24 protein-coding genes, 1 tRNA gene and 1 pseudogene are annotated in these 24,572 nt (G+C 61.7%); 8 read left to right on the top strand and 18 right to left on the bottom strand.

Annotated features, from left to right (window positions below; all coding sequences use genetic code 11):
* Window positions 1-105 precede the first annotated feature (105 nt).
* Window positions 106-969 carry a LysR substrate-binding domain-containing protein gene (locus tag WN982_RS14265; RefSeq protein WP_341312623.1) on the bottom strand — a complete coding sequence of 288 codons (864 nt, stop codon included), beginning with the start codon at window positions 967-969 and terminating at the stop codon, window positions 106-108.
* Between the two features lie 95 nt (window positions 970-1,064).
* Between WN982_RS14265 and WN982_RS14260 the strand changes: the two genes are divergently transcribed.
* Window positions 1,065-1,631, top strand: coding sequence for a DUF4865 family protein (locus tag WN982_RS14260; RefSeq protein ID WP_341312622.1), 567 nt, complete (start codon window positions 1,065-1,067; stop codon window positions 1,629-1,631).
* Between the two features lie 411 nt (window positions 1,632-2,042).
* Window positions 2,043-4,352 (top strand): EAL domain-containing protein, encoded by a 2,310-nt coding sequence (locus tag WN982_RS14255; protein WP_341312621.1) that lies wholly within the window; start codon window positions 2,043-2,045, stop codon window positions 4,350-4,352.
* A 976-nt stretch (window positions 4,353-5,328) separates the two neighbouring features.
* On the opposite strand, the gene WN982_RS14250 is transcribed toward WN982_RS14255, so the two are convergent.
* On the bottom strand, window positions 5,329-6,534 hold the full coding sequence (locus WN982_RS14250) for an MFS transporter (RefSeq protein ID WP_341312620.1): 1,206 nt from the start codon (window positions 6,532-6,534) through the stop codon (window positions 5,329-5,331).
* Between the two features lie 214 nt (window positions 6,535-6,748).
* On the opposite strand from WN982_RS14250, the gene WN982_RS14245 reads away from it, so the two are divergent.
* On the top strand, window positions 6,749-7,234 hold the full coding sequence (locus tag WN982_RS14245) for a DUF2569 domain-containing protein (RefSeq protein ID WP_341312619.1): 486 nt from the start codon (window positions 6,749-6,751) through the stop codon (window positions 7,232-7,234).
* 13 nt (window positions 7,235-7,247) lie between these two features.
* Here the strand turns inward: WN982_RS14245 and WN982_RS14240 are convergent, their stop codons facing one another.
* The 6 genes from WN982_RS14240 to WN982_RS14215 form a co-directional block, all read right to left on the bottom strand.
* Window positions 7,248-8,075: a phosphodiesterase gene (locus tag WN982_RS14240; protein WP_341312618.1), complete on the bottom strand. Its 828-nt coding sequence runs from the start codon at window positions 8,073-8,075 to the stop codon at window positions 7,248-7,250.
* Between the two features lie 45 nt (window positions 8,076-8,120).
* On the bottom strand, window positions 8,121-9,176 hold the full coding sequence (locus tag WN982_RS14235) for an ABC transporter ATP-binding protein (RefSeq protein WP_341312617.1): 1,056 nt from the start codon (window positions 9,174-9,176) through the stop codon (window positions 8,121-8,123).
* Complete coding sequence (locus WN982_RS14230; RefSeq protein ID WP_341312616.1) at window positions 9,173-10,084, bottom strand: ABC transporter permease subunit; 912 nt, start codon at window positions 10,082-10,084, stop codon at window positions 9,173-9,175. Before WN982_RS14230 ends, WN982_RS14235 begins: the two co-directional genes overlap by 4 nt.
* A gap of 32 nt (window positions 10,085-10,116) precedes the next feature.
* Entirely contained in the window at window positions 10,117-10,941 is an 825-nt protein-coding gene (locus tag WN982_RS14225) for an ABC transporter permease (protein ID WP_341312615.1), read from the bottom strand.
* On the bottom strand, window positions 10,938-12,017 hold the full coding sequence (locus tag WN982_RS14220; RefSeq protein WP_341312614.1) for an ABC transporter substrate-binding protein: 1,080 nt from the start codon (window positions 12,015-12,017) through the stop codon (window positions 10,938-10,940). The genes WN982_RS14225 and WN982_RS14220 overlap by 4 nt, the downstream gene beginning before the upstream one ends.
* A gap of 77 nt (window positions 12,018-12,094) precedes the next feature.
* The gene (locus WN982_RS14215) at window positions 12,095-13,165 is read right to left on the bottom strand and encodes a LacI family DNA-binding transcriptional regulator (RefSeq protein ID WP_341312613.1); all 1,071 of its coding nucleotides are present in this window, start codon (window positions 13,163-13,165) and stop codon (window positions 12,095-12,097) included.
* A 167-nt stretch (window positions 13,166-13,332) separates the two neighbouring features.
* Between WN982_RS14215 and WN982_RS14210 the strand changes: the two genes are divergently transcribed.
* Window positions 13,333-13,417, top strand: a tRNA-Leu gene (locus WN982_RS14210).
* Between the two features lie 200 nt (window positions 13,418-13,617).
* Window positions 13,618-14,832: an integrase arm-type DNA-binding domain-containing protein gene (locus tag WN982_RS14205; RefSeq protein ID WP_341312612.1), complete on the top strand. Its 1,215-nt coding sequence runs from the start codon at window positions 13,618-13,620 to the stop codon at window positions 14,830-14,832.
* Window positions 14,833-15,028: 196 nt separating this feature from the next.
* On the opposite strand, the gene WN982_RS14200 is transcribed toward WN982_RS14205, so the two are convergent.
* The 5 genes from WN982_RS14200 to WN982_RS14180 form a co-directional block, all read right to left on the bottom strand.
* Complete coding sequence (locus WN982_RS14200; protein WP_341312611.1) at window positions 15,029-15,280, bottom strand: hypothetical protein; 252 nt, start codon at window positions 15,278-15,280, stop codon at window positions 15,029-15,031.
* 59 nt (window positions 15,281-15,339) lie between these two features.
* Complete coding sequence (locus tag WN982_RS14195) at window positions 15,340-16,068, bottom strand: peptidoglycan recognition family protein (protein ID WP_341312610.1); 729 nt, start codon at window positions 16,066-16,068, stop codon at window positions 15,340-15,342.
* Window positions 16,065-16,637, bottom strand: coding sequence for a PAAR domain-containing protein (locus WN982_RS14190; protein WP_341312609.1), 573 nt, complete (start codon window positions 16,635-16,637; stop codon window positions 16,065-16,067). Before WN982_RS14190 ends, WN982_RS14195 begins: the two co-directional genes overlap by 4 nt.
* Window positions 16,630-17,001 carry a PAAR domain-containing protein gene (locus tag WN982_RS14185; protein WP_341312608.1) on the bottom strand — a complete coding sequence of 124 codons (372 nt, stop codon included), beginning with the start codon at window positions 16,999-17,001 and terminating at the stop codon, window positions 16,630-16,632. Before WN982_RS14185 ends, WN982_RS14190 begins: the two co-directional genes overlap by 8 nt.
* Window positions 17,002-17,108: 107 nt before the next feature.
* Window positions 17,109-17,288: a hypothetical protein gene (locus tag WN982_RS14180; RefSeq protein WP_341312607.1), complete on the bottom strand. Its 180-nt coding sequence runs from the start codon at window positions 17,286-17,288 to the stop codon at window positions 17,109-17,111.
* 358 nt (window positions 17,289-17,646) lie between these two features.
* Here WN982_RS14180 and WN982_RS14175 point away from each other — a divergent pair, with 358 nt between their 5' ends.
* Window positions 17,647-18,048, top strand: coding sequence for a hypothetical protein (locus WN982_RS14175; RefSeq protein WP_341312606.1), 402 nt, complete (start codon window positions 17,647-17,649; stop codon window positions 18,046-18,048).
* Between the two features lie 127 nt (window positions 18,049-18,175).
* Here WN982_RS14175 and WN982_RS14170 read toward each other — a convergent pair whose 3' ends face one another.
* From WN982_RS14170 to WN982_RS14160, 3 genes are all read right to left on the bottom strand, one after another.
* Entirely contained in the window at window positions 18,176-18,550 is a 375-nt protein-coding gene (locus tag WN982_RS14170; RefSeq protein WP_341312605.1) for a hypothetical protein, read from the bottom strand.
* A 401-nt stretch (window positions 18,551-18,951) separates the two neighbouring features.
* Complete coding sequence (locus WN982_RS14165) at window positions 18,952-19,635, bottom strand: hypothetical protein (protein ID WP_341312604.1); 684 nt, start codon at window positions 19,633-19,635, stop codon at window positions 18,952-18,954.
* A 1-nt stretch (window position 19,636) separates the two neighbouring features.
* Complete coding sequence (locus tag WN982_RS14160; protein WP_341312603.1) at window positions 19,637-20,053, bottom strand: hypothetical protein; 417 nt, start codon at window positions 20,051-20,053, stop codon at window positions 19,637-19,639.
* Window positions 20,054-20,115: 62 nt separating this feature from the next.
* On the opposite strand from WN982_RS14160, the pseudogene WN982_RS14155 reads away from it, so the two are divergent.
* Window positions 20,116-20,455 (top strand): annotated as a pseudogene (locus WN982_RS14155) (integrase); the annotation flags it as partial.
* 50 nt (window positions 20,456-20,505) lie between these two features.
* Here the strand turns inward: WN982_RS14155 and WN982_RS14150 are convergent.
* Entirely contained in the window at window positions 20,506-21,612 is a 1,107-nt protein-coding gene (locus WN982_RS14150; RefSeq protein WP_341312602.1) for a porin, read from the bottom strand.
* A 713-nt stretch (window positions 21,613-22,325) separates the two neighbouring features.
* Between WN982_RS14150 and WN982_RS14145 the strand changes: the two genes are divergently transcribed.
* Window positions 22,326-23,351, top strand: a complete 1,026-nt coding sequence (locus tag WN982_RS14145) for an AraC family transcriptional regulator (RefSeq protein WP_341312601.1) — start codon at window positions 22,326-22,328, stop codon at window positions 23,349-23,351.
* 19 nt (window positions 23,352-23,370) lie between these two features.
* On the opposite strand, the gene WN982_RS14140 is transcribed toward WN982_RS14145, so the two are convergent.
* A complete protein-coding gene (locus tag WN982_RS14140) occupies window positions 23,371-24,297 on the bottom strand; it encodes a 3-hydroxyacyl-CoA dehydrogenase (RefSeq protein WP_341312600.1) in 927 nt (308 codons plus the stop codon).
* Window positions 24,298-24,572 lie beyond the last annotated feature (275 nt).

Below are 24,572 nucleotides of genomic sequence, written 5' to 3'. Positions count from 1 at the left end.
TGAATGATCGGTGCAGTCGCCAGTACACAGACGCCGGAAAACAGCGTGACTTCAGGTGGGTGATTACAAAATCTTGCTTCGCTTGGGCGCAAGACCCGACCTCCTTCAATACGCCGCGTTCAAAAACGCCGAACTGACCGCCCGCAAGGTCTCCTGCGAACGCGGGTCGCGAAGCCGCGTATGCAGCACCACTCTCGAGGTCGGTAGCGGCGGCAAGCCGAGTTGCTCGCCGACGTCGACTGCGCCCGGCGGCGCCACCCGCTGCGCCAGCGCTGCCACCGCCAAGCCGGCGCTGACCGCCGCGCCGACCGCCATCACGCCTCCGCCCACAAACACCTCGGTCCATGCAATCCCGGCTGAGTCGAGCGCATCGGTGGCAATCGCGCGGATTCCGCACGGCGCGGCGAGGGTCGCCAGGCGCAGCGGCTGACCTTCGCGATGCTGCCAGCCTGGCGCTGCGAACCAGCCGAGCCGTTCTTCGGCCAGCAGTTGACCGTCGTGGCGATCACCCTCGCGCCGGCCGATCGCCGCGTCGACTTCACCGCGCTCGAACCACGCCAGCACATCGCGCGACGCGGCAATCCGCACCTCGATCACGAGCAGGGGATCGTAAGCCGCCAACCGTCCCAGCAGCGCCGGCAAATTCGGCCCTGCAACGTGGTCGCTGATGCCGAGCTTGAGCCGGCGCTCCGGCGCCTCGGCGGAGCCTGCCAGCGCCCGCTCATGGGCGAGCAGCAATTGACGCGCGGCGCCGATGAACGTGTCGCCGCGCGGCGAGAGCCTCACCACCCGCGGCGTGCGCTCCAGCAAGCGGTAACCCAAACGCTCTTCGAGTCGCTTTAGCTTGAGACTCATCGCGGCCTGCGAGGTGTCCATGATTTCCGCGGCGCGCGTGAAGCTGCCGAGATCAGCGACCAGCACGAATGCCCGGATAGCATCCAGATCGAGAGGACGAGAAAGAGCGGCCATATCGAATCTTTATCGCAGATATAAAGCGTCATATCTTGCTGTAATGAATGAGTGGGCGCAAGCTCATCACCAACCCAAAACGCAAGGAGTCCGTGATGTTCGCCAAGCAGTATTCACACCGTCTGCCTTCCAGCTACGACATGGAGATCATCCGCCAGCGCGCGGCGCAGCGCGGTCCGCTGTGGGACGCGACCGAGGGCCTGGGTTTCAAGGCTTTTGTGGTTCGTGAGCGAGGCCGTTACGGCGCGAGCGCGAATGTGTATTCCGCGGTGTATCTGTGGCTCGACGCCGCGCGGACCGCCGACTTCTTCATGGGCTCGCGCTTTCAGAACGTGATCGACGACTTCGGCCGTCCCGAGGTCGAAACCTGGCTGCCGCTCGATGCGCGCAAGGGGCCGGCGCAGCAGGCGCAAACGTTGTATCGCGAAGAGCAGCCGATCGGCGAGCACGACGACCGTGTCGAGTTGCGCGCTGCGTATGCCGCGCAGAACCGCCGCATCGCCGAACAGGACGATACGGTCGCGGTGGTCTCCGCGCTCGATATCGCCAACTGGCGTCTGATCCGGCTGACGCTGTCGTCGGCAACGCCGGCCGGAACGGCCGGTCGCACGGTCTACGAGGTGCTGCACCTGGCGCGGCCGGGCATCGCGAGCCTGGCGTGAGCCCACGAGGTGCGCGTAGCGGCATGGCCGGCCAAACCAGCTTAACGACAAGGTGTGCCGTCCAATTCAGTGCGCGAGCGCCAGCGTCTGAGCCTGCGCTTACGCGAGTGCCAGCGCCACGCGGCGCCTGCACGGCTTAGCCGCCCGTCTGGCGGGGCCGGCGCGGGTAGTGGGCGTAATCGTCGGACTAGCCGTGCTGACGATGCTTTCGATGCGCTAACTAACTGGCTAGCCAGCCGACGGCGGCCACCCAAGGCCACTTGATGCCACTGGACGCCACTCGCTGCCAACTCACGACCCGGCGCCGTGCAGAATGCATGTTATGCAGCGCGATTAAAGTGCGTTTGCTTGGCGTAAACCCCCGTGTGCCGCGTACACTAGCTTGCCGATGTCGGGTTAGGGGGCGCACATATGACTTGCGAAGCGACATCAGATAAGACGATGGGAGCAACGCCTGAGGGCACCCGCTACGGGCCGAATCTGGCCGAGGAGGTGCTGGCGTCGGAGCGCACCGTGTTGCGGCTGCTTACCCGCAACACGCCGCTGCCGGAATTGCTCGATGAAGTATGCCGCCGCGCGGAAGCGCTGCTCGGCGAGGGGGCGACCTGTACGATCCTGCTGCTGGATGCGGACGGCGTGCACACGAGAATGGGCGTCGCGCCGTCGCTGCCGGCGCATTTCAGCGCCGCGATCGGCGGCGTCGCGATCGGTCCGAGAGCAGGTTCGTGCGGTACAGCGATGTACGAGCGGCGCATGGTCGCTGTCGAAGATATCGAAACCGATCCGCTGTGGGCCGACTTCAGGCAGCTCGCGTTGCCACTCGGCTTGCGCGCGTGCTGGTCGGTGCCGTTCGAGAACGATGCCGGCGTGGTGCTCGGCGCGTTCGCGGTTTATTACCGTGCGCCGCGCCGTCCCAGCGTCGAAGAGGAAACGATGCTGCGCGACATTAGCCGCAGTGTCGGTTTGGCCGTCCACCAGGACGCCATGGCGCAACGCCTTGCACGCAGCGAGGAACATCACCGGCTGGTTGTCGACCATCTGAACGAAGGCATCCTCGTGCAATCGCGTGCGGGCGTCGTGCTGGCCTGCAATCCGAGTGCGCAACGCATTCTGCGCGCGAGCGCCGAACTCGTCGGCCACGATATTCTCAGCGTAATGGTGCGTGCATATCACGAGGACGGCTCGCTGGTCACCGATGCGGACCGCCCGACCGCTCAGGTGCTGGAGAGCGGCAAACCGTTGCTTGGCGTCACGATCGGTATGGAACTGATTAGCGGCGAAATCATCTGGATCACCGAGAACGTCGTGCCGATCATCAAGCCGGGCGACAGCGAACCCAGCTCGGTGCTGATCTCCTTTACCGATATCGGACCGGTGCGCGAGGCACAGCGGCAGCTCAAATTTCTCGCGACCCGCGATTCGCTCACGGGTCTCTACAACCGCGCGTATTTGACCGAGCGGATGCGCGATCTGTTCGCCCCGGACGGCGCGGCCGGTATCGGAGAACTGGCGCACGTCGCCGTATTGTTCGTCGATCTGGACGGGTTCAAGAAGGTCAACGACACTGCCGGTCACGAGGCCGGCGATGCACTGCTGTGCAGTGTGGCGGAGCGGTTGTCGCTTTGCGTCGCGCCGGACGATACGCTCGCGCGCGTGGGCGGCGACGAGTTCGTGATCGTCGTCAACGCTGACGAAGACACTGCTTATCTGATTGCGCTCGCGCGCCGCATCCTCGACATGATCGCGGTGCCGTTCGCGGTGGCGGACTACGAGTACTACCTGGGCGCTTCGATCGGCATCAGCCTTTTTCCCGAAGACGGTCAGGACGTGCCGACGCTGTTGCGCAATGCCGACTCGGCGATGTACTTCGCGAAGCAGCGCGGCCGCAACAACTTCCAGTTCTTCACTGCCGAACTGAATCAGCACCTGCAACGCCGCTTCACGATCGAGCAATCGTTGCGCCGCGCGCTCGCCGCCGACGAATTGAGCCTCGTCTACCAGCCGATCGTCGATAGCCAGTACGGCCGGACCATCGGCGCTGAAGCGCTGCTGCGCTGGTACAACAATGAACTCGGCAACATCTCGCCGGTCGAGTTCATTCCGGTGGCTGAAGACGCCGGCCTGATCGTCGAGATCGGCGCCTGGGTGTTGAGGCGGGCTTGCGAGCAGGTCGCGCAGTGGCGCCGTACGCTGGCGCCGGACTTGATCGTCGCGGTGAATCTGTCGCCGCGTCAGTTCAACGACGGGCTGGTGGAGCGGATCGAGCGCTGTCTCGTACAGTCCGGACTCGAACCGGCCGCGCTGGAGCTGGAGATCACAGAGCGCTTGCTGATGAGCGACAGCGACACCGTGCTGCCGATGCTGATTGCGCTGAGCGACATGGGCGTGCGTATTTCCGTCGACGACTTCGGCACGGGCTATTCATCGCTGTCGTATTTGAAGCGTTTTCCGCTGCATAACCTGAAGATCGACCGATCGTTTGTTGCCGGCTTGCCGGATCATCGCGATTCGATTGCGATCACGCAGGCTGTGGTGGCGATGGCGCATTCGCTCGGCATGAACGTGACCGCCGAAGGCGTGGAGACCGCGGAGCAGGCGGCGTTCCTGAGGGCGATTTGCTGCGATAAGCAGCAGGGGTATTTGTATAGCCGGCCGGTTAGTGCGAGCGCTTATGCTCGCGTGTTGAGTGAGGCGCAGGGGGTTTTTGCGCGTAGCGCTTGATTGGGGTGTTGGTTTTTTGTTTTTGTTTTTTGCCTGCGCGTCGCTTTTGGTTGTGTGCCTGCGGCGGTGGCCTTTCCTTGATTTGTTAGTGGTTTATTAGCGTCGCCCCTGTGCGGGGCAGGCACTTACTTTCTTTGCCCACCAAGTGGACTTCCTTCGGGGCGCCGCCGCAAAGAAAGTAAGCAAAGAAAGCTTCACACCGCTAATTCTTAAGCGGGTCCCCTGGCTTGGAGGAGGTAGTGGAGCATCTGGAATCGGTGTTCTCGCACACTCCGCGCTGGTGACAAGGCAGTCATACTTCCGGCGGCGCTGCGCGCGCCGATGCGGTACTTCACAAAACCGTCGGGCGCTTTCGGCGCCCACGGTCGTTCAAGCGTAACGGCTTGCCGTTGCTGCGCTAGCGTAACTCGTGGCTGCGTTTCGTTCGGCGAAGTGGTTTGTAATTCGCGCCAGCGTTTTGTTCAGCGAAGTGGCCCGCATTTCCACAATTCAGCGCTTCGCCGAGGCGAAGCCGACGGCCCTCACCGCGCAAACGAAGCCTCTGGTTTCCCAGACAGACCCGTCCGCGACGCACGCAGTGCGGAGCGGGAGGGATGATGCCGGAAACGCATACGCCCCATCGGTGTTGTGAAGTACCGCTACGGCGCGCGCAGCGCCGCCGGAAGTATGACTGCCTTGTCACTTACGCCGAATGTGCGAGGGCACAGATTCCAGATGCTCCACTACCTCCTCCAAGCCAGGGGACCCGCTTAAGAGCTGGCGGTTTGAGCCGCTTTCTTTTGCCTACTTTTCTTTGCGGCCGGCAAAGAAAAGTAGGTGCCCCCCCGCACAGGGGGAACGCTAATAAACCAATATCAAATCAAGGAAAGGCCAACGCCGTAGGCAAACAACCAAAAGCGCCGCAAAGGCAAAAAAACAAAAGCAAAGTCCAACACCGCAGGCCTACAAACAACAATCGCCCCGCAAGGCAAAATCATCAACTCAAAACTCTATCTCCGGCTGCAAGCCGCAAATGATTCCATGCTGCCAGCCCGGCAAAAACCAACCCAGCAACACTAACCCCAACCCATCCAAAAGTCGGCCAAACAAAAGCGCCGACTCCCGACCCTATGGCTCCGCCAATAAAATAAGCGACCATATAAACCGTATTCACCCGGCTCCGCGCGTCAGGCTTCAGCGCATAAATCCTGGATTGATTGGAAATCTGCGCCGCCTGCACACCGACATCAAGAATAATCACGCCGATCACCAACCCAGCAATGCTCTTCGCCGATAAGGCAAACACAAAAAACGAAATCGCCACCAGCACAATCGACATCGTGATAATCGTCCGCGGTCCGCGCCGGTCGGAAAACTTGCCGGCCAGCGGTGCTGCCAGCGCCCCCGCAGCGCCAACAATCCCGAATAGCCCGGCGGCCTGCGGTCCAAGACGAAACGGTGCGCCCGCCAGCAACAACGCCAGCACCGACCAGAAAATACTGAACGCCGCGAACATCGCCGCGCCCGTCAGCGACGCCTCGCGCAACGCCCGATGCTCGACCACCAGATGCCACATCGAGACCAGCAGCTTGCCGTACGCCAGAGTCGAAGTGGGTTTGCTCTTCGGCAGACGCAGGATGATCACCACCGCCAGCACGAGCAGCGCGACAACGGAAGCGCCGAAGACCGCGCGCCAGCCGAAATACTCGGCGACGAAACCCGCCGCGGTCCGGGCCAGCAAAATTCCGAGCAACAAGCCGCTCATCACCATGCCGACCGCATGGCCGCGTTGCGACGGCGGCGCCAGTTCCGCCGCGAACGGCACGGCCTGCTGCGCAATGGTGGCGAGCACGCCGATCGCGAGGCCCGCGAAGATCAGTACCGGCAGCGTCGGCGCCGCAGCCGCCACCACCAGCGCGACGCACATGCCCGCGATCTGCAACAGGATCAACAGGCGTCGATCGAACCGGTCGCCGAGCGGTGCCAGCAGCAGCATCCCGGCCGCGTAGCCGAGCTGTGTCACGGCCGGCACCGCGCCGACCCACGACGCGCTGTCCGGAAACGACTGCCGGAAGTTGTCGAGCAGCGGCTGGTTGTAGTAAATGTTCGCGACAGCCACGCCTGCAATCGTCGCTAGCAGCAGCAACAGGCCGCGCAATGACCGATCGGCGGATACGGAAGAAGAGGTGTCGGAAGTGGACATGAGAAGAGCCGGCGATGGACCGGCCCATGCGCGGTCCTCAAGCGTGCCGATCATACCGGAGCAGGGCGGATCGTGCTGACGGTCACGGTCTGCGCTTACGAGCCGCAAGCAACGCGCCGGTGACGCTGACCCGTCCACGCAAAAATGAGATGGTCGTTCGCTTTCCATTCGTAGAATCGTCACGCGCTAAACGACTCATCACGTGACGGACTGCATGACGGCAACAACAAAACTCGAACCGAAGGCCTTCGGCGGCTGGCTGCTGGTGGCCTTGCTCTGCCTCGCAGCATGGGCGCTCTCGACCGCGATCGCCCTGCGCTATCCGCTCAAACTGATGCTCGAATGGGAGCTGCTCGCGGTGTTCGTGCGGCCCGAAACGCACGGTTGGTATCGCACCGTGATCACGGCAGTCGGTTTCGACGTGATCATCGGCGCGCTTATCGTAGCCGGTGCAGGCTGGCTGGCGTTGCTCGCGCGGCGCAAATCGGCGCGATTTCCGCTTCAGGTTCAAGCCTGGCTGTTCGCGATCGTCGTCATGCGGACCGTCGCCTACCTGCTCGGCGACTATATGAGCCACGCGATCAGTATCGACATCGCGATGCCGTCCGACGGTTTCATCCAGGCCGTTGTCGCCGCCGCACTCGGGATACCGTACTTCAGGCTGTCCCGGCGCGTGCGGGCTACCTTCGTCGTTAATTGAACCGGCAACGCCGTCATTCGATCAACTCGCCTTCAGGCTCGTAAAACGGATACGGCCCGTCGGCGGCATCCACATACGCGTGATGCGTGACGATGCCGGTCGCCGGGTCGTAGCGATGCAGCGCGAACGCAGGCGGCTCCATCACGAACGCGGAGGGCCCGTCGTCGCGCAAGTCGAGCATGACCTGATGCGCAGGCGCCGGCACCGCCGACGCAATCGTGCCGCCAAATCGCACGAACATCGGCCGATGCACGTGTCCGCAAATCACCCGCTCGACGTTCGGATAACGCGCGATCAACGCGGCGAGTTTGTCCGCCGCAGCCGGATCGAGCCGCAGTTCATCCATATGCGCGATCCCGCACACGAACGGCGGATGGTGCAACGCGACCACCGTGGGCTTGCCTTGCGCTGCATCGAGTTGCGTCGCGAGCCAGGCGAGCCGCGCGTCGCACAGATTGCCGGCGCTTTGGCCCGGCACCGTCGAATCGAGCGCGATCACGCGCAGCGGACCGACATCGACCGCGTATTGCACGAACTCACCGCCGCCTTGCAGCTCCGCCCGATCGGGGAACGCCGCGCGCAACGCGACGCGCTCGTCGTGATTGCCGACCAGCAGGTAGTAGGGGATGTCGAGCGGCGCGAGCAGCGTCTTCAGATGTTCGTACTGCTCCGGATCGCCCTGGTCGACCAGATCGCCGGTCATGATCACCGCATCGGGAGGCGGATCCAGCGCATTGAGCGCGGCGATACAACCTGCGAGGTAGGCGCCGGTGTCGACGCGCCGATAGGCCAGCGCGCCGGGCCGTTTGATGTGCAAGTCGCTAATTTGAGCCAGCAGCATGGGGATGTCCTTGTTTATAGCGCGCAAAAATGCGATGCGGGTTTGTCACGATAGCGCAATCAGCGCGTCCTGCGCGATCGAGATGCCGACCGGCGTACCGCGCGCCAGCTCGATGCGGCCCGCGACATCGATCAGCAACGCGTCAGGCGCGGCGCCGCCGATCGTCAGCCGGGTGCGCTCGCCGAGAAACGCCGTGCTTTCTATGCTGCCGCGCAAGTGGGCGCTCGCCGGGTCGGCGAGATAGGCATCCTCGGGACGGAAGAAAAATTCCTGCGTATCGCTATCGCTGCTCGCGTGGACACGGTCAGACGGAAGCGGCACGGCGCCGCCGGTCGTCGTCAACAGACCGGCACGGCGCTCGCCCGCCAGCCGGTTGATCGTGCCGACGAACTGCGCAACCGTCCGGTTCGCGGGACGATAGTAGATCTCGCGCGGCGAGCCGATCTGCTCGATGCGCCCGGCGCTCATCACGACGATCCGGTCGCCGAGTTCCATCGCTTCGGCCTGATCGTGCGTCACGTAGACGGTCGTGATGCCGAGTTCGCGCAGCAGCGTATTCATCTCGCTGCGCAAGGTGTCGCGCAGGCGGGCGTCGAGTGCCGTCAGCGGTTCGTCGAGCAGCAGCACGCGCGGCTGCACGGCCAGCGCGCGCGCCAGTGCAACACGCTGACGCTGGCCGCCGGAGAGCTGGTCGATCGGTTTGTCCGCGTGTGCCGTGAGACGCATCATCGCGAGCAATTCGTCGACCCGTTGCCGTGCGGTCTCAGCCGGCACGTGTTTGATCTTCAGTCCATAGCCGACGTTGCCGCGCACAGTCAGGTTCGGAAACAGTGCATAGCTCTGGAACACCATGCCGACCTGGCGTTTTTCGATCGGCAGCGCGGTGACGTTTTCGTCGCCGAACGCGATCTGGCCTCCGGCGTCGGGTGTTTCGAGACCCGCGATCATGCGCAGCGTGGTGGTCTTGCCGCAACCGGACGGCCCGAGCAGCACCAGCGTTTCACCGGCGCCGATGTGCAGATCGAGCGGTTCGAGCACGCGGGTGCCGCGAAACGTTTTCGCGCACTGTGTGAGCGTGATGGGAACGGAGGCGAGTTTCATGGCGTGGGCGTCGGTATAGGCTTCGAACGGGAGACAGCGACGCGTTTTTTCGCCACGCTGCGCTGGCCGGTCGCATCGACGCCGAGCCATTGCATCGCGACGAGCAAAGGCATCGTCATGATGAAAAAAAGAATCGTGTATGCGCTGCCGATTTCGATGCGCAGCGACGCGTAGGTGTCGGCGAGACCGACCGGCAGCGTCTTGGTATCGGGCGTGTGCAGCATCCATGTCAGGTTGAATTCGCCGATCGACAGCGTCAGCACCGCCAGCGCGCCAGCCACGATGCCCGGCCGCGCATTCGGCAACACGATCGTCACGAAGCGCTGCAGGAAGCTCGCGCCGAGACTGGCCGCGCCTTCTTCGAGGGTGCGCAGATCGCTGCTCGCGCAAACCGCCGCGACGGCGCGGACCATGAACGGCAGCGTGAACACCACATGCCCTACGACGATGAACGCGACGCTCATGCGGAACATCGTAAAACCGCCGTAGACCACCAGCAAGGCGAGCGCCGAAGCGAGCCCGGGCAGCGCGATCGGCAGCACCAGAAACTCTTCGATGATGCGCGACAGCCGCGTTTTGCTGCGCGCCAGCACATAGCCGGCAGGCACGCCGGTCACGAGCGTAATGAGCAGGGTCATGGCCGCCACTTCGAGCGACAGGAACACCGAGCCGTGATACTGCGTCCACACTTCGATCAGCCAGCGCAGCGTGAGTCCGCTCGATACGCCTTTGAAGTAGTTGACCGTGAGTCCGGCCACGATCGACATCACGACCGGCACGATCAGAAACGCGCACAGCAGCAGCGTGACGAGCCATTGGCCGGCCGCGAGCAAGGTGCGCGAGCTCGGCAACCTGAACCGCGAGCGTGGCTTCGCAGCCGGCTGAATTGGGGCAGTGATCGAATTCATCGAGGTCTTGTCATCCGGTTTGGAAACACCGCTCACGCGCTGGCCGCGACGGCCGAGCCGGTCACGCTGCGCGCGAATGCCAGCACGAGCCACGTGACGATGCCGAGCACGATAGACAGGCCCGCGGCGGTCATCATGTTCGCGTTCAGCGTGAACTCGGTGTAGATGGTCATCGGCAACACGTCGATGTCGGTGGCGAGCGTGAAGGCAGTGCCGAATGCGCCCATCGCAGTGGCGAAGCACACGGCGCCCGCCGCGATCAGACCCGGCAACAGCGCGGGCAGCACGATGTCGCGCGTGATCCGCCACGGTGACGCGCCGAGCGAGCGCGCGGCTTCTTCGAGCGAGGCGTCGAGCTTGGTCGCCGACGCCATCACCGTGACGATCACGCGCGGAATCGAGAAGTACAGGTAGCCGAGAAAGAGGCCGCTCATCGAATACGCGAACACCAAGCGGTCGCCGGTCAGCTTCAACGACAGTGCGCCGATCAAGCCTTGGCGCCCCGCCAGCATGATGACCATGAAGCCGACCACCACACCGGGGAAGGCCAGCGGAAAAGTCAGCAACGCGAGCAGCGTGCGCTTTAACGGAAACTCGCGGCGCGCCAGCAGCAAGCCGGCGATCACCGAGAGCACCAGCGTCGTCGCCGTCACCGCCGCGGACAACACGATGGTCGCACCGAGGCTCGACATGTAGCGCGGATTGGTCAGCATCGCGCGATAGGTCGCGAATGCGTGGCCGTCGCCGCTGATCTGCGCGAGCGCGCCCATCGGCAGCAGCCAGAACGCGATGAAAACCGCCAGCGCCGGTGCGATCAACGCGATGCGCCAGCGCAGCGGGAACGTGATGTCGTTCAATGCATCACCTGTAGATAACGCTCGCCGAAGCTCGACTGCTTCTCGGCCATCTTGCCGAAATCGACCGGCTTGACGCGTGCGTAGTCGCTGGCCGGCAGGAATTTCGCGGCGGTTTCAGGGCTCATCGCGTTGGCGCGCACCGGACGCAGATACGCATCCGCCCACAGTTTCTGGCCTTCGTCGGAGAGTACGAAATCGAGCACCTTCTTGCCGTTGGCATCGTGCGGCGCGCCCTTCACGAGACTCATCACATACGGCACCGAGATCGTGCCTTCCTTCGGAATCACGAACTCGACGTTCGCGTGATCCTTGTACTTCGCGCGGTAGGCGTCGAAGTCGTAGTCGAGCAGGATCGGAATTTCACCGGACATCACGCGTGCATAGGCGGTCTGCTTCGGCACGATCGGCGCGTTGGCCTTCAGCTTGCGAAACCAGTCGAGGCCCGGTTCGAAGTTGTCGAGCGTGCCGCCGAGCGCCTGATTCACCGCGACCGCGCCCGCATAGCCGACGAACGCGCTCGACGGATCGAGGTAGCCGATCATGCCTTTGTACTCAGGCTTCAGAAGATCGGCCCACGAACGCGGCACCGGCTTGCCTTCGAGTGCGTCCTTGTTGACGAAAAAGCCCAGCGTGCCCGAGTGAATCGTGAACCAGTAGCCTTGCGGATCCTTCAGGTTCGCGGGAATGTCGTCCCAGTGCGCCGGCTTGTACGGCTGGATCACACCCTTGTCTTTCGCCTGGAAGGCCGACGACACGCCGAGATACACCACGTCCGCGACCGGGCTCTTCTGCTCGGCCATCAATTGCGCAATCGACTGACCGGAATTCTTGTTATCGAACGGCACGCGGATGCCGGTCTTTTGCTGGATCGCCTGGATCTGGCTTGCCCAGTCTGCCCATTCAGGCGGGCAGTTGTAGCAGATCGCGGTTTCGTCGGCGTGGGCGAGTTGCGGCGAGAAGATCGCAAGCGCGGTGCTGACGATGGCGCAAGCCGACAGCGCGGTGGCCACGGTGCGATTGAGACGGTGCAAGAGGGGTTTGACCGGCGAAGCTAAGCGTACTGAAGGGCGGATCACAGCGGGTCTCCAGGGAAGAAGCGAGCGAGTGGTTCGAGGTTTAAGGGCGTTATACAAGCGGAGTGATGCAAACGGGGTTATGCAAATGGCCTCACGGCCGGCTCTGTGGCGCGCTTCGGCGAGGCTGCGCTCAGGTTCGAAATCGCCGCGATGGTGGCGCCTTCGCGCAAGGTGTGCGGCAAGGTCAGCGCGAGCGAGGTTTCACCGAATGCGTCGTATGTGCCGGTAACGCGGGCCAGCAACCGCTGCCACGCCGCGCAGCCGATCTCGCGATTCGGCGCGCAGACGCTCGCCAATGGCGGCGACAGCAGTTCGCCCATCGCGAGACCGTCGAAGCCGAGAATCGACATGTCGTGTGGAATCTGCAGACGTGCGCGGCGCAGGCCGCGCATCACGACCATCGCCAGCAGATCGTTGCTGCAGAAGAGGGCGGTCGGCCGGTTCGGGCCGCTCGTCAGATGAGCGAGCACGGACGGCGCCAGTTCGTCGGCGTTGAAATCGACCTCGAGCGCCGGCGCGGGGGTGAGGCCGGCCTGCTGCATGGCCTGCGCGTAGCCGAGATGCCGCTGGCGGGCGCGGTCGGAGGCGGCCAGCGTGCCTGCCAGCATCAGGATGCGGCGATGGCCGTGCGCGATCAGCATGCGCACGCCGTCGAAGGCGGCGAGGCGATTGTCGACTGAGACCGATGGACGCCGCACCGTGTCGTTATGCATCAGCACGTACAGCAGGCCGGCGCGGTCAAGGTCGTCGAGCAGCGGATGCGTGTCCGCATCGGCGACCGTCAGGATCAGGCCTTCGACGCGGTGTTCGCGCAGCGTCTCGATGGCGTGGCGTTCGCGATCGGCGTCGTACTGGGTGGTCATCAGCATCAGGCGGTAGCCTTGTGCCGACGCGAGATCGTCGATGCCTTGCAGGCATTCGGCGAACACCGGGTTGGCGAGCGTCGGCAGCACCACGCCGATGAGGCGCGTGCGCTCGCTGCGCAGCTGGCGGCCTAGCGGGCTGGGACGGAAGTTGAGCGCGTCGATCGACTGACGTACTTTGTCGAGCGTGACCGGGTTGACGGTATGCGGCGCGTTGATCGCGCGCGAGACCGTGGCGATGGAAAAACCCGCGTGTGCAGCGACATCCTTGATCGTTGGGATCATTGTTTCCGCCCGAGATGTAAACGTTTTCGTCGGGGGATTATCGGCAGGGTCTGTGACCTCCGGATGACGCTAAAATTGCGGCGTGCCGCCTGGGCCGCCGGTTGTTCGGCGCGGCTTCGTCCGGTTTGGTGCGCCCGCGGCACAATGGTAGAATCGCGTCCGCCCTTGCCTGGGTGATGAAATTGGTAAACATAGCGGACTTAAAATCCGCCGCTTCACGGCTTGCCGGTTCGAGTCCGGTCCCAGGCACCATATACCCTCCAACCAATTTCAACGGTCCACCACGAAGCCCCACCAGCTAAAGCTGGACGGGGATTTTGTTTGCTATTGTCTCCAAAGGTTCACCACCGATAGCAACCCCCATTCGGGGGTTGTTCCGGGGGTTCTCACGAATCCAGCGCCCGGCGGGAAGTACATAACCCCCACGGTAGCGCGAGACCCTGGGAGCAAACATGGCACTGTCCGATGTCACGATCGGTAACGCAAAGCCGGGCAACAAACAGCAGAAGCTATATGACGGCGGCGGGCTGCTGCTGCTCGTCACGCCAGCGGGCAGCAAGCGATGGATTCTCAAGTACCGTTTCGCCGGAAAGGAAAAGAGCCTTGCGCTTGGCGTCTATCCGGACGTGCCGCTTGCCGATGCTCGCAAGCGACGCGACGACGTCCGCGAAAAACTGGCGGCGAACGTTGATCCGGGTGAGGCGAAAAAAGCCGAAAAACGCGCCGCCCGTCTTGCTGCCGCCAATTCATTCGAAGCCGTCGCGCTCGCGTGGATGGAGGAACGCGGCCAATCCGTAGACGTCGGTCATTACGAAAAGACGCTGGCGCGCTTCAAGAACGATGCGTTCCCCTGGCTCGGCAGGCGGCCCATTACCGAGATTGACGCGCCGGAGATTTTGGCGGTCCTCAAGCGCGTCGATAGCCGGGGCGCACGCTTTACCGCTCACCGTCTGCGCAGCGAAATTAGTCGCGTGTTCCGCTACGCAATCAAGGAAGGCTATTGCAAGACCGATCCGGCGCGCGATCTCGTCGGCGCAATCCCGCCCGCGCAGACAACGCATTTCGCCTCGATCACGGAGCCCGCCAAGGTCGGAGAGATGTTGCGGGCGTTCGATGCCTTTTCCGGCACGTTCCCGGTTTTGTGTGCGCTCAGGCTCGCGCCCATGCTGTTTGTGCGCCCCGGCGAACTGAGACAGGCTGAATGGACACAGATCGATCTGGACAAGGGGGAATGGCGCTACCGCGTCACAAAGACCAACACAGATCATCTCGTGCCGCTCGCTACCCAGGCCGTTGTAATTCTGCGCGAACTGAAAGCGCTCACGGGTAACGGACGCTACGTGTTTCCCGGCGCGCGCGATATCAAGCGTCCGATGAGCGAAGCGGCCATCAATGCTGCGCTTCGGCGGCTTGGCTACGATACCCGCACCGAGATAACCGGCCACGGTTTCCGTGCGATGGCGCGCACGATCCTGCATGAGGAACTGGAACACAAACCGGAAGTGATCGAGCATCAACTCGCGCACGCTGTACCGGATAACCTCGGCTCGGCGTACAACCGGACAAAGTTCATCCGCGAGCGCCGCGAGATGATGCAGGAGTGGGCCGATTACCTTGACCGGATCAAGGCTGGGGCCGATGTCATTCCGATCACGGCGGGACGGTAGGGAATGGGCCACAGTTGGAACAGCGCCGCCCGATGATGGAGGCATGGGCGGCGCATGTGTTGGTACAACTGATTGGACAGTAGCCGCGCCGCTTGGCGTGGCTACTCGATAGAGGGTCAAGAATTCACGCATACGCATACGGAATTGAATCCTGTGGGGCAGAGATTACGCCGCCTAAGGCCAAGATCGTGCGGTTCTACAAATAGCTAGGGATTCCTTTTTTACATTTCTCCAGCGCTTGGGTGCTGTTCCCCGTAATGCCGAACCGATACTTGCAATAGTCGGCAAAACCGGCCCGATCAGCAAGGCGCAATTGGTCGATTGGCACGTCATCACCCTCGTTAGCAAACGGGTCGTGAAACTCCATTTGCAACGTTGGATACCGCTTGACAAAGAAAGTCGTCTGCACATCCTCGTCAAGATAGGACTTAACATAGCCCGTATACATGACCGCTGTCATGGCGACGCAGGCACCCAAGATTACCCCTAGCCACTTTCTCGCTCCTTTCATGGCGCGCTTAGTCCTGTCGATTTCCGAAGCTCCTTGACGAGCGATAGGCCGACGTTACCTGGACAAATCTTGCCCTCTCCTATTTGCCCAGGAAATTCGCGATGGCCACCAAGCGTGTTTATGTAAAAGAACTCCCGCAGAATGTCGATAAACTTACTGACGGATTGCTTTTGCTTATCGGGGACTTGGGGACGCTTGCTCAAACCTACTGTGTCTAGAAATTTTCGAACCTTGGCGACGCCATCGCCCCCCTCTTCGGAGTCCGTTAGGTTTTCCAGTAGCACAATACCAATCACGCCAGTGTTGTAGTTATGTACATTCTCTCCCTTGAACCGAATATCTCGGCCCTCAAAAATATTGCCGTAACAATCGAGGGCGTAGTGATATCCGATATCGTCACTCGGTGCAACGCTTTTGCCCATCTGCATGTCCTGAATCTCTTGCAGTTGAAGAGCGGCGGGACCGCATGAGAAACTTCGCCCCGCATGGTGAATGGCAATCTTGCTGTAGTCCCAATCGTTAGTCATTCGCGCCGAACGATTTTTGTGTGCAGCCCAATCTGAACGTTCTACAAAATTCATGCCCCCTTGACGGGCACGATTGATAATTGCCTGCCGCGTCGCCGCGCGATCATTCACAGAAATAGAGACCGTCTCCTGTTTTTCACCGTCCAACACGGTTTGTGTCGAAGTCCAGTGCTCGATTTTGTAGTCTGCCAAAGTCATGCCTCCTGCTGAGGTTTCAGGCCGCGCCTGGGTGAAGAGAAAAGAATGTGAATGTTGACCGGCTGTTCGCCATCTGTCTTGATCGTTGCATAGCCTTGTCCATCCGTTTTTCCGGGCCGCATCTTGCCGCCGACCTCAGCTACAAAGGCACGATTGGGCATGGGATTACCCGTCGTCGTGTCCCAAACGAAGATACGGCGCGCAAACTGCGGTTCGTCAGGAGACGGCGAAGCAGACGGGCGAGTGCTTGCGGCAACTGCCTGCGCGCTAATGGCTGTACCCGCGCCGCCATCGGTTTTGAGAAAAATCCCCGGATTGCTGCCTACGATTACCCTGTTCTTCTTGCACGGGCACAGCACCAGATCGCCCTCAACAACAACGTCCCGTCCTTTTTCCGACATGCCCTTGCCTGTGCCAAATATCTTGAACGTTCCCTTGCAGTTTCCACATGTCGCCTCATCGCCGCTCAGTGCGACCTTCTTGCCATCGTCGTGAATTGTGGACGAAAATGCGAGCACCACACCGCGCGTCGTCGTTGGGTCGCCATGTCGCACCGCTGCCTTACGCATGTTCTTCCCCTTCGTGCGCCGGATCGCGCAAAGGCGTCCATGCTGGATCAAACAGGCCGGGGATCTGTTCGCCTTCGTGTACCGTGATACCAAAGTCGTGTTGTGCTGCTGTGATTCGGTCGCCGTTGCTTAGGCGCGAACCAACCAATGCGACCGGCTTGTCTGCCCAGGTTGCGGCAAAACCCGCACCGTCGATAATGGTTGCCTCAGTGCCATCGTCGTAGGTCACAATGTCGCCGACCACGGCAAGGCCCTTGTCGTGAATCGTCGCAGTGGTTGACACGCGGGTAACACGCCCACCGCGCCCGGTGGTCGCGCCGATAGTGGCGAAAAGATGAGTCAGTGCTTTTTGTTCGTTATTCATTTTGAATCCCTTTCCTGTTTAATGGGTGCGGACAGCCGCACGACACACTAAAACCGAGCGCGAGAAAAGAATCAACCGAACAGGTCTGATATTTTTGTTAATAATCGTCAATTTTCACGTGCGTACGCATCTTCCGCCGTGAAAACAAAAAAAGCCAACTCCCGCGAGCTGGCTTTCGTACCGTCTTTCCTGTTGCCCGTCGCGCTACTGCTGGGCACGCCATATTCCCGGTCTGCCGCGCGGGCGAATGGGTCTTCGTCACCGTTCAGCGTCAGGGCGGCGCACATGGTTGCCGCATGGAGTTGACGGACAGCGCGGCGGTGAATGTTAAAATTGTTCAAGGCGCACCGGCTTGCGCGCGTGACTGTAGTATGGTGTTCGGCGGTCGTTTGCAATATACGGCCCGCTTCTGCCGGAAACACCGGCACCAGGTTTGGCGACCTGGAACGCAACACCCCGCACGCCCGCAAGGGTGTGCGGCTACCTTTTTTCGTCCGTTGTTTTCCCAATGGGCGGGCCTTGGTAGGGAGGTCTTCGGACCTGCCGGTTTGGTGTTGCGCCGGTTCGCCAACCCTCCAATGTGCCCGCTCACCCTTTCTCATTGCATGGGCGGGCGTTCTTCAGTACACCAAAGAAGGACGCAGAATGAATAAAAACGAAGCCGCAAGTGTAACCGTCGATCAGGCTGAATCTAGCGCACGGCTTGCAGAAGAAAATGCTGCACTTCATGCCATGCTTCAGTCTCTCTGTCATCACACGGCGGAATTCGCGCGCAACCAGGCTGATAACCTCGTGGGTATTCATGACATGACGAATGGGCTCACCAGAAATCAGGGACGCGCAAGCAACCACGTTTTTCTCGCATACAGGATTGAGATGTTCACCAGGGAATGCCTTGATGAAGCGCACACGTATCAGCGCTATCTGCTGGCAATCATGGGTTCACTGGATGCGATGAGTGTAATGAAACATGCGGCTGCTACGGGCAGGGACAACGCTCACAATCTGTCGTCGCTGGTTTTCACAACATCCAAGGTTTTCCACTAGCAACGCGCCGCCACGCCCCCATTGCCATGCACATGGCGGCGCGTTTGATTCTTTGATAGAAAATCAAACAGTGGTGCGGGACCGTTATTGGCTGCCAGGTCGAGATATGCAGAAACGTGCCCGTTCTTCACTCGCCGGTAAAGTCTGCACGCATCTCACTCAGTTCCAGAAGTTGCTGATAGACGGCCTCGGCCAGCAGCGTCGCCAGGTGGTCAATATCCACGCCAAGCTCGGCAGCCATTATGGGCGCTATCCTGACCGGCCACGCCAGCAACGCGTCACGCTGCTGGCGGCATAACTCGAACACAACGCCCTCGGCGAGCGCCAGCTCAATTAACTTGCGCGCGCGCTGTTCGCATTCGAGCTGGCGAAGCCTCGCGAGCCAGGTCTCCTTGGCGCGAATTGCTTCCGCCAAAGTCATCATATCCGGCGATTGGTCGTCAGCCTGCGCCGCCGCTTCCCCGGACGTCTCGCCGTTGCATGCGTGGGTCTCGGTCGCCACCGCAGCGCGCGGCTCTCTGCAACGTGCGCCGGTTCGGTTTGCGCCATGCAGAGCCGATCAGCGCGGCGTCGATCAGTCCATCGTCGCCACGCACAAGCGCGCCTCGCAAAAGCGCGCGACGTACCTGTTTTTCGTCGCGGCCCTCACGGCGTGCAAACTCGCTGGCGCTAAGACGTTCGGACATTTTCCACCTCGGACAACTTTTGTAATTCGGTCGCTACGGGAAAATCGCGGTGTGCAATGCCCGCGTTGCAGGTGCGGCCAGGAAGGACCCGCACCGCCGACCTACCGTTTTTCCAGCCGCGCGCGGCAGTGCATTCACGCGCCGCCGTTCGTCGCGCCATTGCGCCGAATACATGCCGTGTTTCAGCGCGTTGAGTGACGCGACGACTTTGCCCGCGTCACTCACCGGTCCCGTTGATTTTTCCCACGGTTTCCAGCGCCTTATCGCTTCGGCCTGCTTCGCCCGCTGCTCCGCCGTCCAGTGTCGTTTCGCCATTGTCGTGAGCTAATAGTTCGTTCGCCGGTTCCAGTTTTTTCCCGCGCGCACGAGGCTCGGGCGGCGCGGTCCCGTTCGCCGTCGCTCCGTCGATGCCGTTGTTGACCTGTTGAGGGCCGTGCGCGATGTTCGCCTGTTTGACGAACGCGACCGGGCGCGGGTTCTTGATCTCCGCCAGCGCTTCGACCGTCGCGCGGCATTGCGCCTGTGCCTTCAGGGCAAACGACAGATGCGCCTGCATCTGGTTCAGGTATTCACAGTGCGCCGCCTTGTGCGCGAACTGGTTGAAAATCATGTCCAGCGTGTTAGCCTGGGTCACCAGCATTGATTCAATGCGAGAGAGGTCACCGTTGCGCACTTCTTCGGACTGCTCGCGCAGCAGCCTCGCGTACGTGCTCAGGTCCACGCCCTGGCCGAACATCGACACGGCATAGGCACGGCTCGTGATTGCGCCTCGCAGACGCACGCTGGACGCGAGCGTCGCATCACGGCTTACATCGTCGTCCAACAGTTCTCGCGGAAGTGCCAGCGCGTCCGGTTTGCGCTCGTGCAGGTTCCTGGCCTTCGCCTTCGTCGTTGCCGCCACGTCACCCCCTCCGGTCGTCGAAACCTTCAAGACGCCAGGAACGCGCTGCCAGCAGCGCCCGCGCCTCGTCCTCGGCGCAGCGCTCGATCAACTTCGCATTGAAGTATTCAATGTTGTCCAACAGATCGGCCACCGGCCCGTTACGGGCGCGGCCCATCGTGTCGCTGTAGCGCTCGGGCGTCCAGCCTTCGGCCTGCGCCAGTTCGTCAATCATCGCAAACAGTTCCGCGCGCAGCCGCCGCACATTGTCCGCTGCAAGATACGGCCCCCAAGGCAGATACGGGCCGCCGTCCGGGTCGATTAGCGCCCCGGCGCAATCGTCAGGCTCGGCCTGCGGGTCGTGTGTGGCTTCCCTAGCTGGCGGATTGCCAGCGGCAGGCGCGCTCGTGCCTTGCCGCAGTTCAAGGAGGGAGGCCATAACCTCGGGCTTGCGCGCTGCAAGCTCCGGCTTGATGCTTGCGACGCCGCGCGCCGGGCCCTCACCGCGTACGCAGTGAGATCAGTCGCATATTCCGCTATGCCATCAAGGAGCGGTACTGCAAGGCTGACCCGGGACGCGACCTTCCAGATGCGATCCCACCAGCCCAAACCACGCATTTTGCCGCCATTACCGAGCCGGTGATGATTGGGGAAATGCTTCGGGCATTCGATGGCTTCTCCGGGACCTTGCCCGTCCTTTGCGCGCTCAAGTTGGCCCCGATGCTTTTTGTGCGGCCCGGTGAACTGCGACACGCCAAGTGGTCGCAGTTTGACCTGGACAAAGGGGAATGGCGCTGTCTCGTTACCAAAGACAAAGACCGAGCACCTTGTGCCGCTTGCCGACAGTCGCGTTGCGGCCGGCATTCCCCGGCCGCAGTCGTTTGGGAACGTTCAGAACGAGTGGCGAATGCCGAGGTCGGCGGCGAACTGGGAGCCAGGTACGCCGAAGAGCGCGCCGTTGATCGCGAGGCCGGTGTTCATGCGCCCATGATTGTTGACGTAGGCGACCTGGCTATAGAGCGTGGTGCGCTTGGACAGCGAGTAGTCGACGCCGAGCGAGCCGAGGATCGAATGGTTGTTCGAGTCGTTGCCGTCGCGGGTGTACCAGGCGCCTCCGTCGAGGGAGAGGGCGGGTGTGAGCCTGAAGGCGAGGCCGCCGGAGATCACGCGGTTGTCGAAGGCGCCAGCGACCTTGTAGAGGGTGTAGGCAGCTTTGACAGTCAGGCGGTCGAAGTAGTAGGTGGCGCCGATGTTGCGCCCGGAGAAGGCGATGGTGCTGGGGTTCTGGATGGATGCAGCGGAGCCGCCGGAATTGCCGTTATACATCGCGGCGGTGAGCAGCAAGCCGCTGTAGTGAAATACGAGCCCCGCTGAATACTGTTGTCCGGCCTTGAAGTTTCCCGGAGATCCACCGAATGCGTACATCGCGCGGCCCTGGATACCGGCGATCTCGGGCGACGTGTACATGACGGAGTTGGGGTTGAAAAGGCCGGTGACGATGACGTTGTCGACGTAGCTGACGAGCCCGCTACCAAATTGTTTGAAGTCGCGGGGGTCGTTCGCGTCGATGGACAAGAGGAAAGGCGAATACTGAAGACCAGCGGTGAGGGTACCGAAGCCGCCGGTGACGCCGACCCACGCCTGGCGACCAAAGAACTCGCCGTTGGAGTTCGCGAATCCCCCATTGGAGATGTCGATGCCGCTTTCGAGGTCGAAGATGGCGGCGAGTCCGCCGCCTAGATCCTCGGTTCCGCGCAGGCCGAAGCGAGACGCGTTTTCTCCGGCGGATCTGAAGGAAACCTGGTGTCCTTCGCTGGCGCCGGTGGCGAGGTTGAACGTCTTGCTGGTATAGAGGATGGAGGCGTCGGTGATGCCGTAGAGGGTGACACTACTTTGCGCGTGGGCGACGGGTGCGCCTGCGAATGTGACGGCGAGTATGCAGGCGCCGCCGACCGCGGCGTATCGAATGGCGCGAATGGTGGGAATCTTTTTCGTCATGACGGGCGTCTCTTTTAGTTCATAGTATGTGAATGAATTGGGTGATACCGGGGTGAAAGGCGGTGTGGTTTGGCGTCGTCGCGTTGAGTGGAACGTTGCGCATAGACGCGAACAGACCGACGCGTTGCACATGTCGCCGTACATTTTGGATGTCTAATCATCCTGAAAGAACTTGCTGATCTTTTCGCTTATGGCTTAGCAGATCAACTCGAAATAGGGCACCCGCCACGTGACAAATAGTCCCGCGCCCAACAACGGATTTCCGCGCTCCTGCTTGTACAGCCAAAACGTCCTGACCACGTGACTCGGCGATCACCTTGCGTAGATCGTGGCCGATTCGACGGTGTTGCCATTACACAATCTCAGGTCCCTATTTACGCGCAGTTCACCCGTGGGAACTTGACTCGTGCCGCCGGAATTTGTACTTTGCGCGCCACATCTCGCCGGACAGCGTGCTAACTAGCCGGATCATCGGCGACGGCCCGCTCAACGCCGTGCGTCGCGGCGTGCCACCAGCCCGTCCTGAAGCCGGCCGACATTCGTCGGTTGGCCGCCGCGCAGAACGGGTAGATTCCCTCGCGCCGCGCGTTTGGGCAGAATAGCGAGATCTTCGCGATAACGAAGTTTGTGCCTGCTGTCTGCGACGCCCTTCGTGGCCCGCATGCGCACTCCCGCCCGCAGCGAACCATCTCAAGTGACGACCCGTATATAGAATGCAAGGCTACCTACCCAGTGTTGTGTTGAGCGGCGCGGCTGATCTGCTCGAGGTACTCGGCGTTCAACCCGAGCGGGTTGCGACCGGAGCCGATCTGCCGGAGCTTGCGCTCCGTTCCGCCGATGTGCCGATCCGGGGTGCGCAAGTGCTTCGATTTCTTTCGCTAGCGGCTGAAGTTACGCAATGCCGGAACTTTGGACTGAGGCTCGCCGAATATCAGGGCCTGGCGGTCCTGGGGCCGATCCTTGTCATGATGCATGGCGCGCGTACCATCGGGGAGGCAATGGATACGCTTGCCGAGTTCTACGTGCTACATACATCGATGTCTTCTGTACGGGCTGTGCGGGACGAACAGGGGATGGTTTTGACCTACGATCTTGAAAACGCTTCCGGTCCTGGAGAAGTTCAGGCAGTTGAACTGGGTCTCGCTAACGGGATGCAGTATTTGCGTTCCATCTGTGGTGCCGCCTGGCAACCGGCCGTTGTGCAATTCCGTCATTCGGCGCCCGCGGACTGCACAATGCACCGGCGCACGTTCGGACCGTCCCTGAACTTCGATCAGGACAGAAATGCGATTGTCCTCGATCGCAGTACGGTGACGCGTCCTGTGACGCAACTTCGCCGTAACGCGCATCGTGTGCTCGAGGCACATTTGCGGCGAGAAAGGGCCCAGGTGGAGGCGCTATGGACGGTACGAACGCAAACAATGATTCGCGCGCTTTTGCCGTTCACTGACAGTTCGCTCAACGCTATAGCGCGAGCGCTTGCCATTTCGCCGCGGTCCTTGCAACGCCGCCTCTCAGAGGCCCGCACGACGTTCGATGAACTGCGGGAACAAGTTCGTGAAGATCTCGCCCTGAAGTATGTGCAGCAGTCAAACCTGCGTCTCGCCGAGATCTCTGAACTGCTCGGTTATTCGCAGCAAAGCGCGTTTAGCCGTGCGTTCAAACGACTGCGGGGCGTCACACCCCGGCAGTTTCGAGCAATGCGTCACGAGGCTGACCTCGGACGTTCTGCTGAGTAGCAATACCCTGTCCTGGGTTTCACGCGGCGACGAACGTTGGATCCAGGAATTCCGGATCGGGATATTGATAGAAGCCGCGTCCCACTGACTCGCCGATATCCCCGGTATCTATGAAATGCGTTTTCACGTATTCCGCGATGCGCCGATGTGTCGAATCGCCCGTACGTTCCGCGTGAGCGCGCGTAACGTTATAGACGGTCGTCATGCCGATTCCGTCGAGAATGCCGAATGGGCCAATTCGATCCCCCTTCGCAATCATCCACGCCTTGTCGATCGTCTGCACGTCGGCGACCTCGTTGACCAGCAGACCCAGCGCGGCGATCAACATCGGGACAAGCATGGTATTCAGCAGGTAGCCGGGCTGCTCCTTGCGCAGCGCTAGAGGCACCATGCCAATACGGTGTGCGAACTGCACCATGCGCGCGAACACGGCGGGGTCGGTTCCCGGATGTCCCATGATTTCGGCGATGTTGTGTTTCCACACTTCGTGCGCGAAATGCAGGCTCAGTACGCGCTCGGGCCGGTCGGTGAACATGGCAAACTGGCTCGGCACCAGCGTCGACGAATTGCTCGCAAAGATGGTGCCGGCCGGCGCTACAGCCGACAGTGAACGGTAGAAAGACTGCTTGATTGCCAGATCCTCGGGGATGGCTTCGATGACGAGGTCCGCGTCAGCAACGGCCGAACCGATGACAGTATTGCCCTCGATGCGTGCCAGCGTGGCTTCGATCTGCTCGCGAGGGGCGCCGAGGTCCGCAGCGTAGACGCGCCCTAGTGCATCAAAACGGGCGTTCGCGCGATCCAGGCAGGCGGTATCGACGTCGTAGGCTACGACGTCGATACCGGAAAACGCGCACTGAAAGGCGATCTGCGCGCCCAGCACGCCGGTGCCGGCCACCATGACGCGTGCGATCGGCTGATTGTCGTTTAGGGAATGAGAGGGCATGAGTGACGGGTACGGTGCGTACCGTATATCGGATGGGTTGGACCTTTTGCCGGTACGAGGATTCACGCCAACGGTGAGGCGGCGAGATGGTCGAGCAGCAATGGGATGATCCGGTCCGGCGCTTCTTCCGGGGGCCAGTGACTTGCCCCCTCGAGTATTTCGAAACGGTAGGGCCCGTCGACGAAGCCGCCCGTGAGCAGCGCGGCTTCGCGGCTCAGGGCGCGGTCTTCGGATCCCCAAATGTAGAGCGTCGAGCGGGTAACGCGGCCTGCGGG

This window comes from Paraburkholderia sp. IMGN_8 (assembly GCF_038050405.1).
In the GTDB taxonomy this organism is placed as follows: domain Bacteria; phylum Pseudomonadota; class Gammaproteobacteria; order Burkholderiales; family Burkholderiaceae; genus Paraburkholderia.
This window is presented reverse-complemented; position numbering and strand designations above follow the sequence as displayed.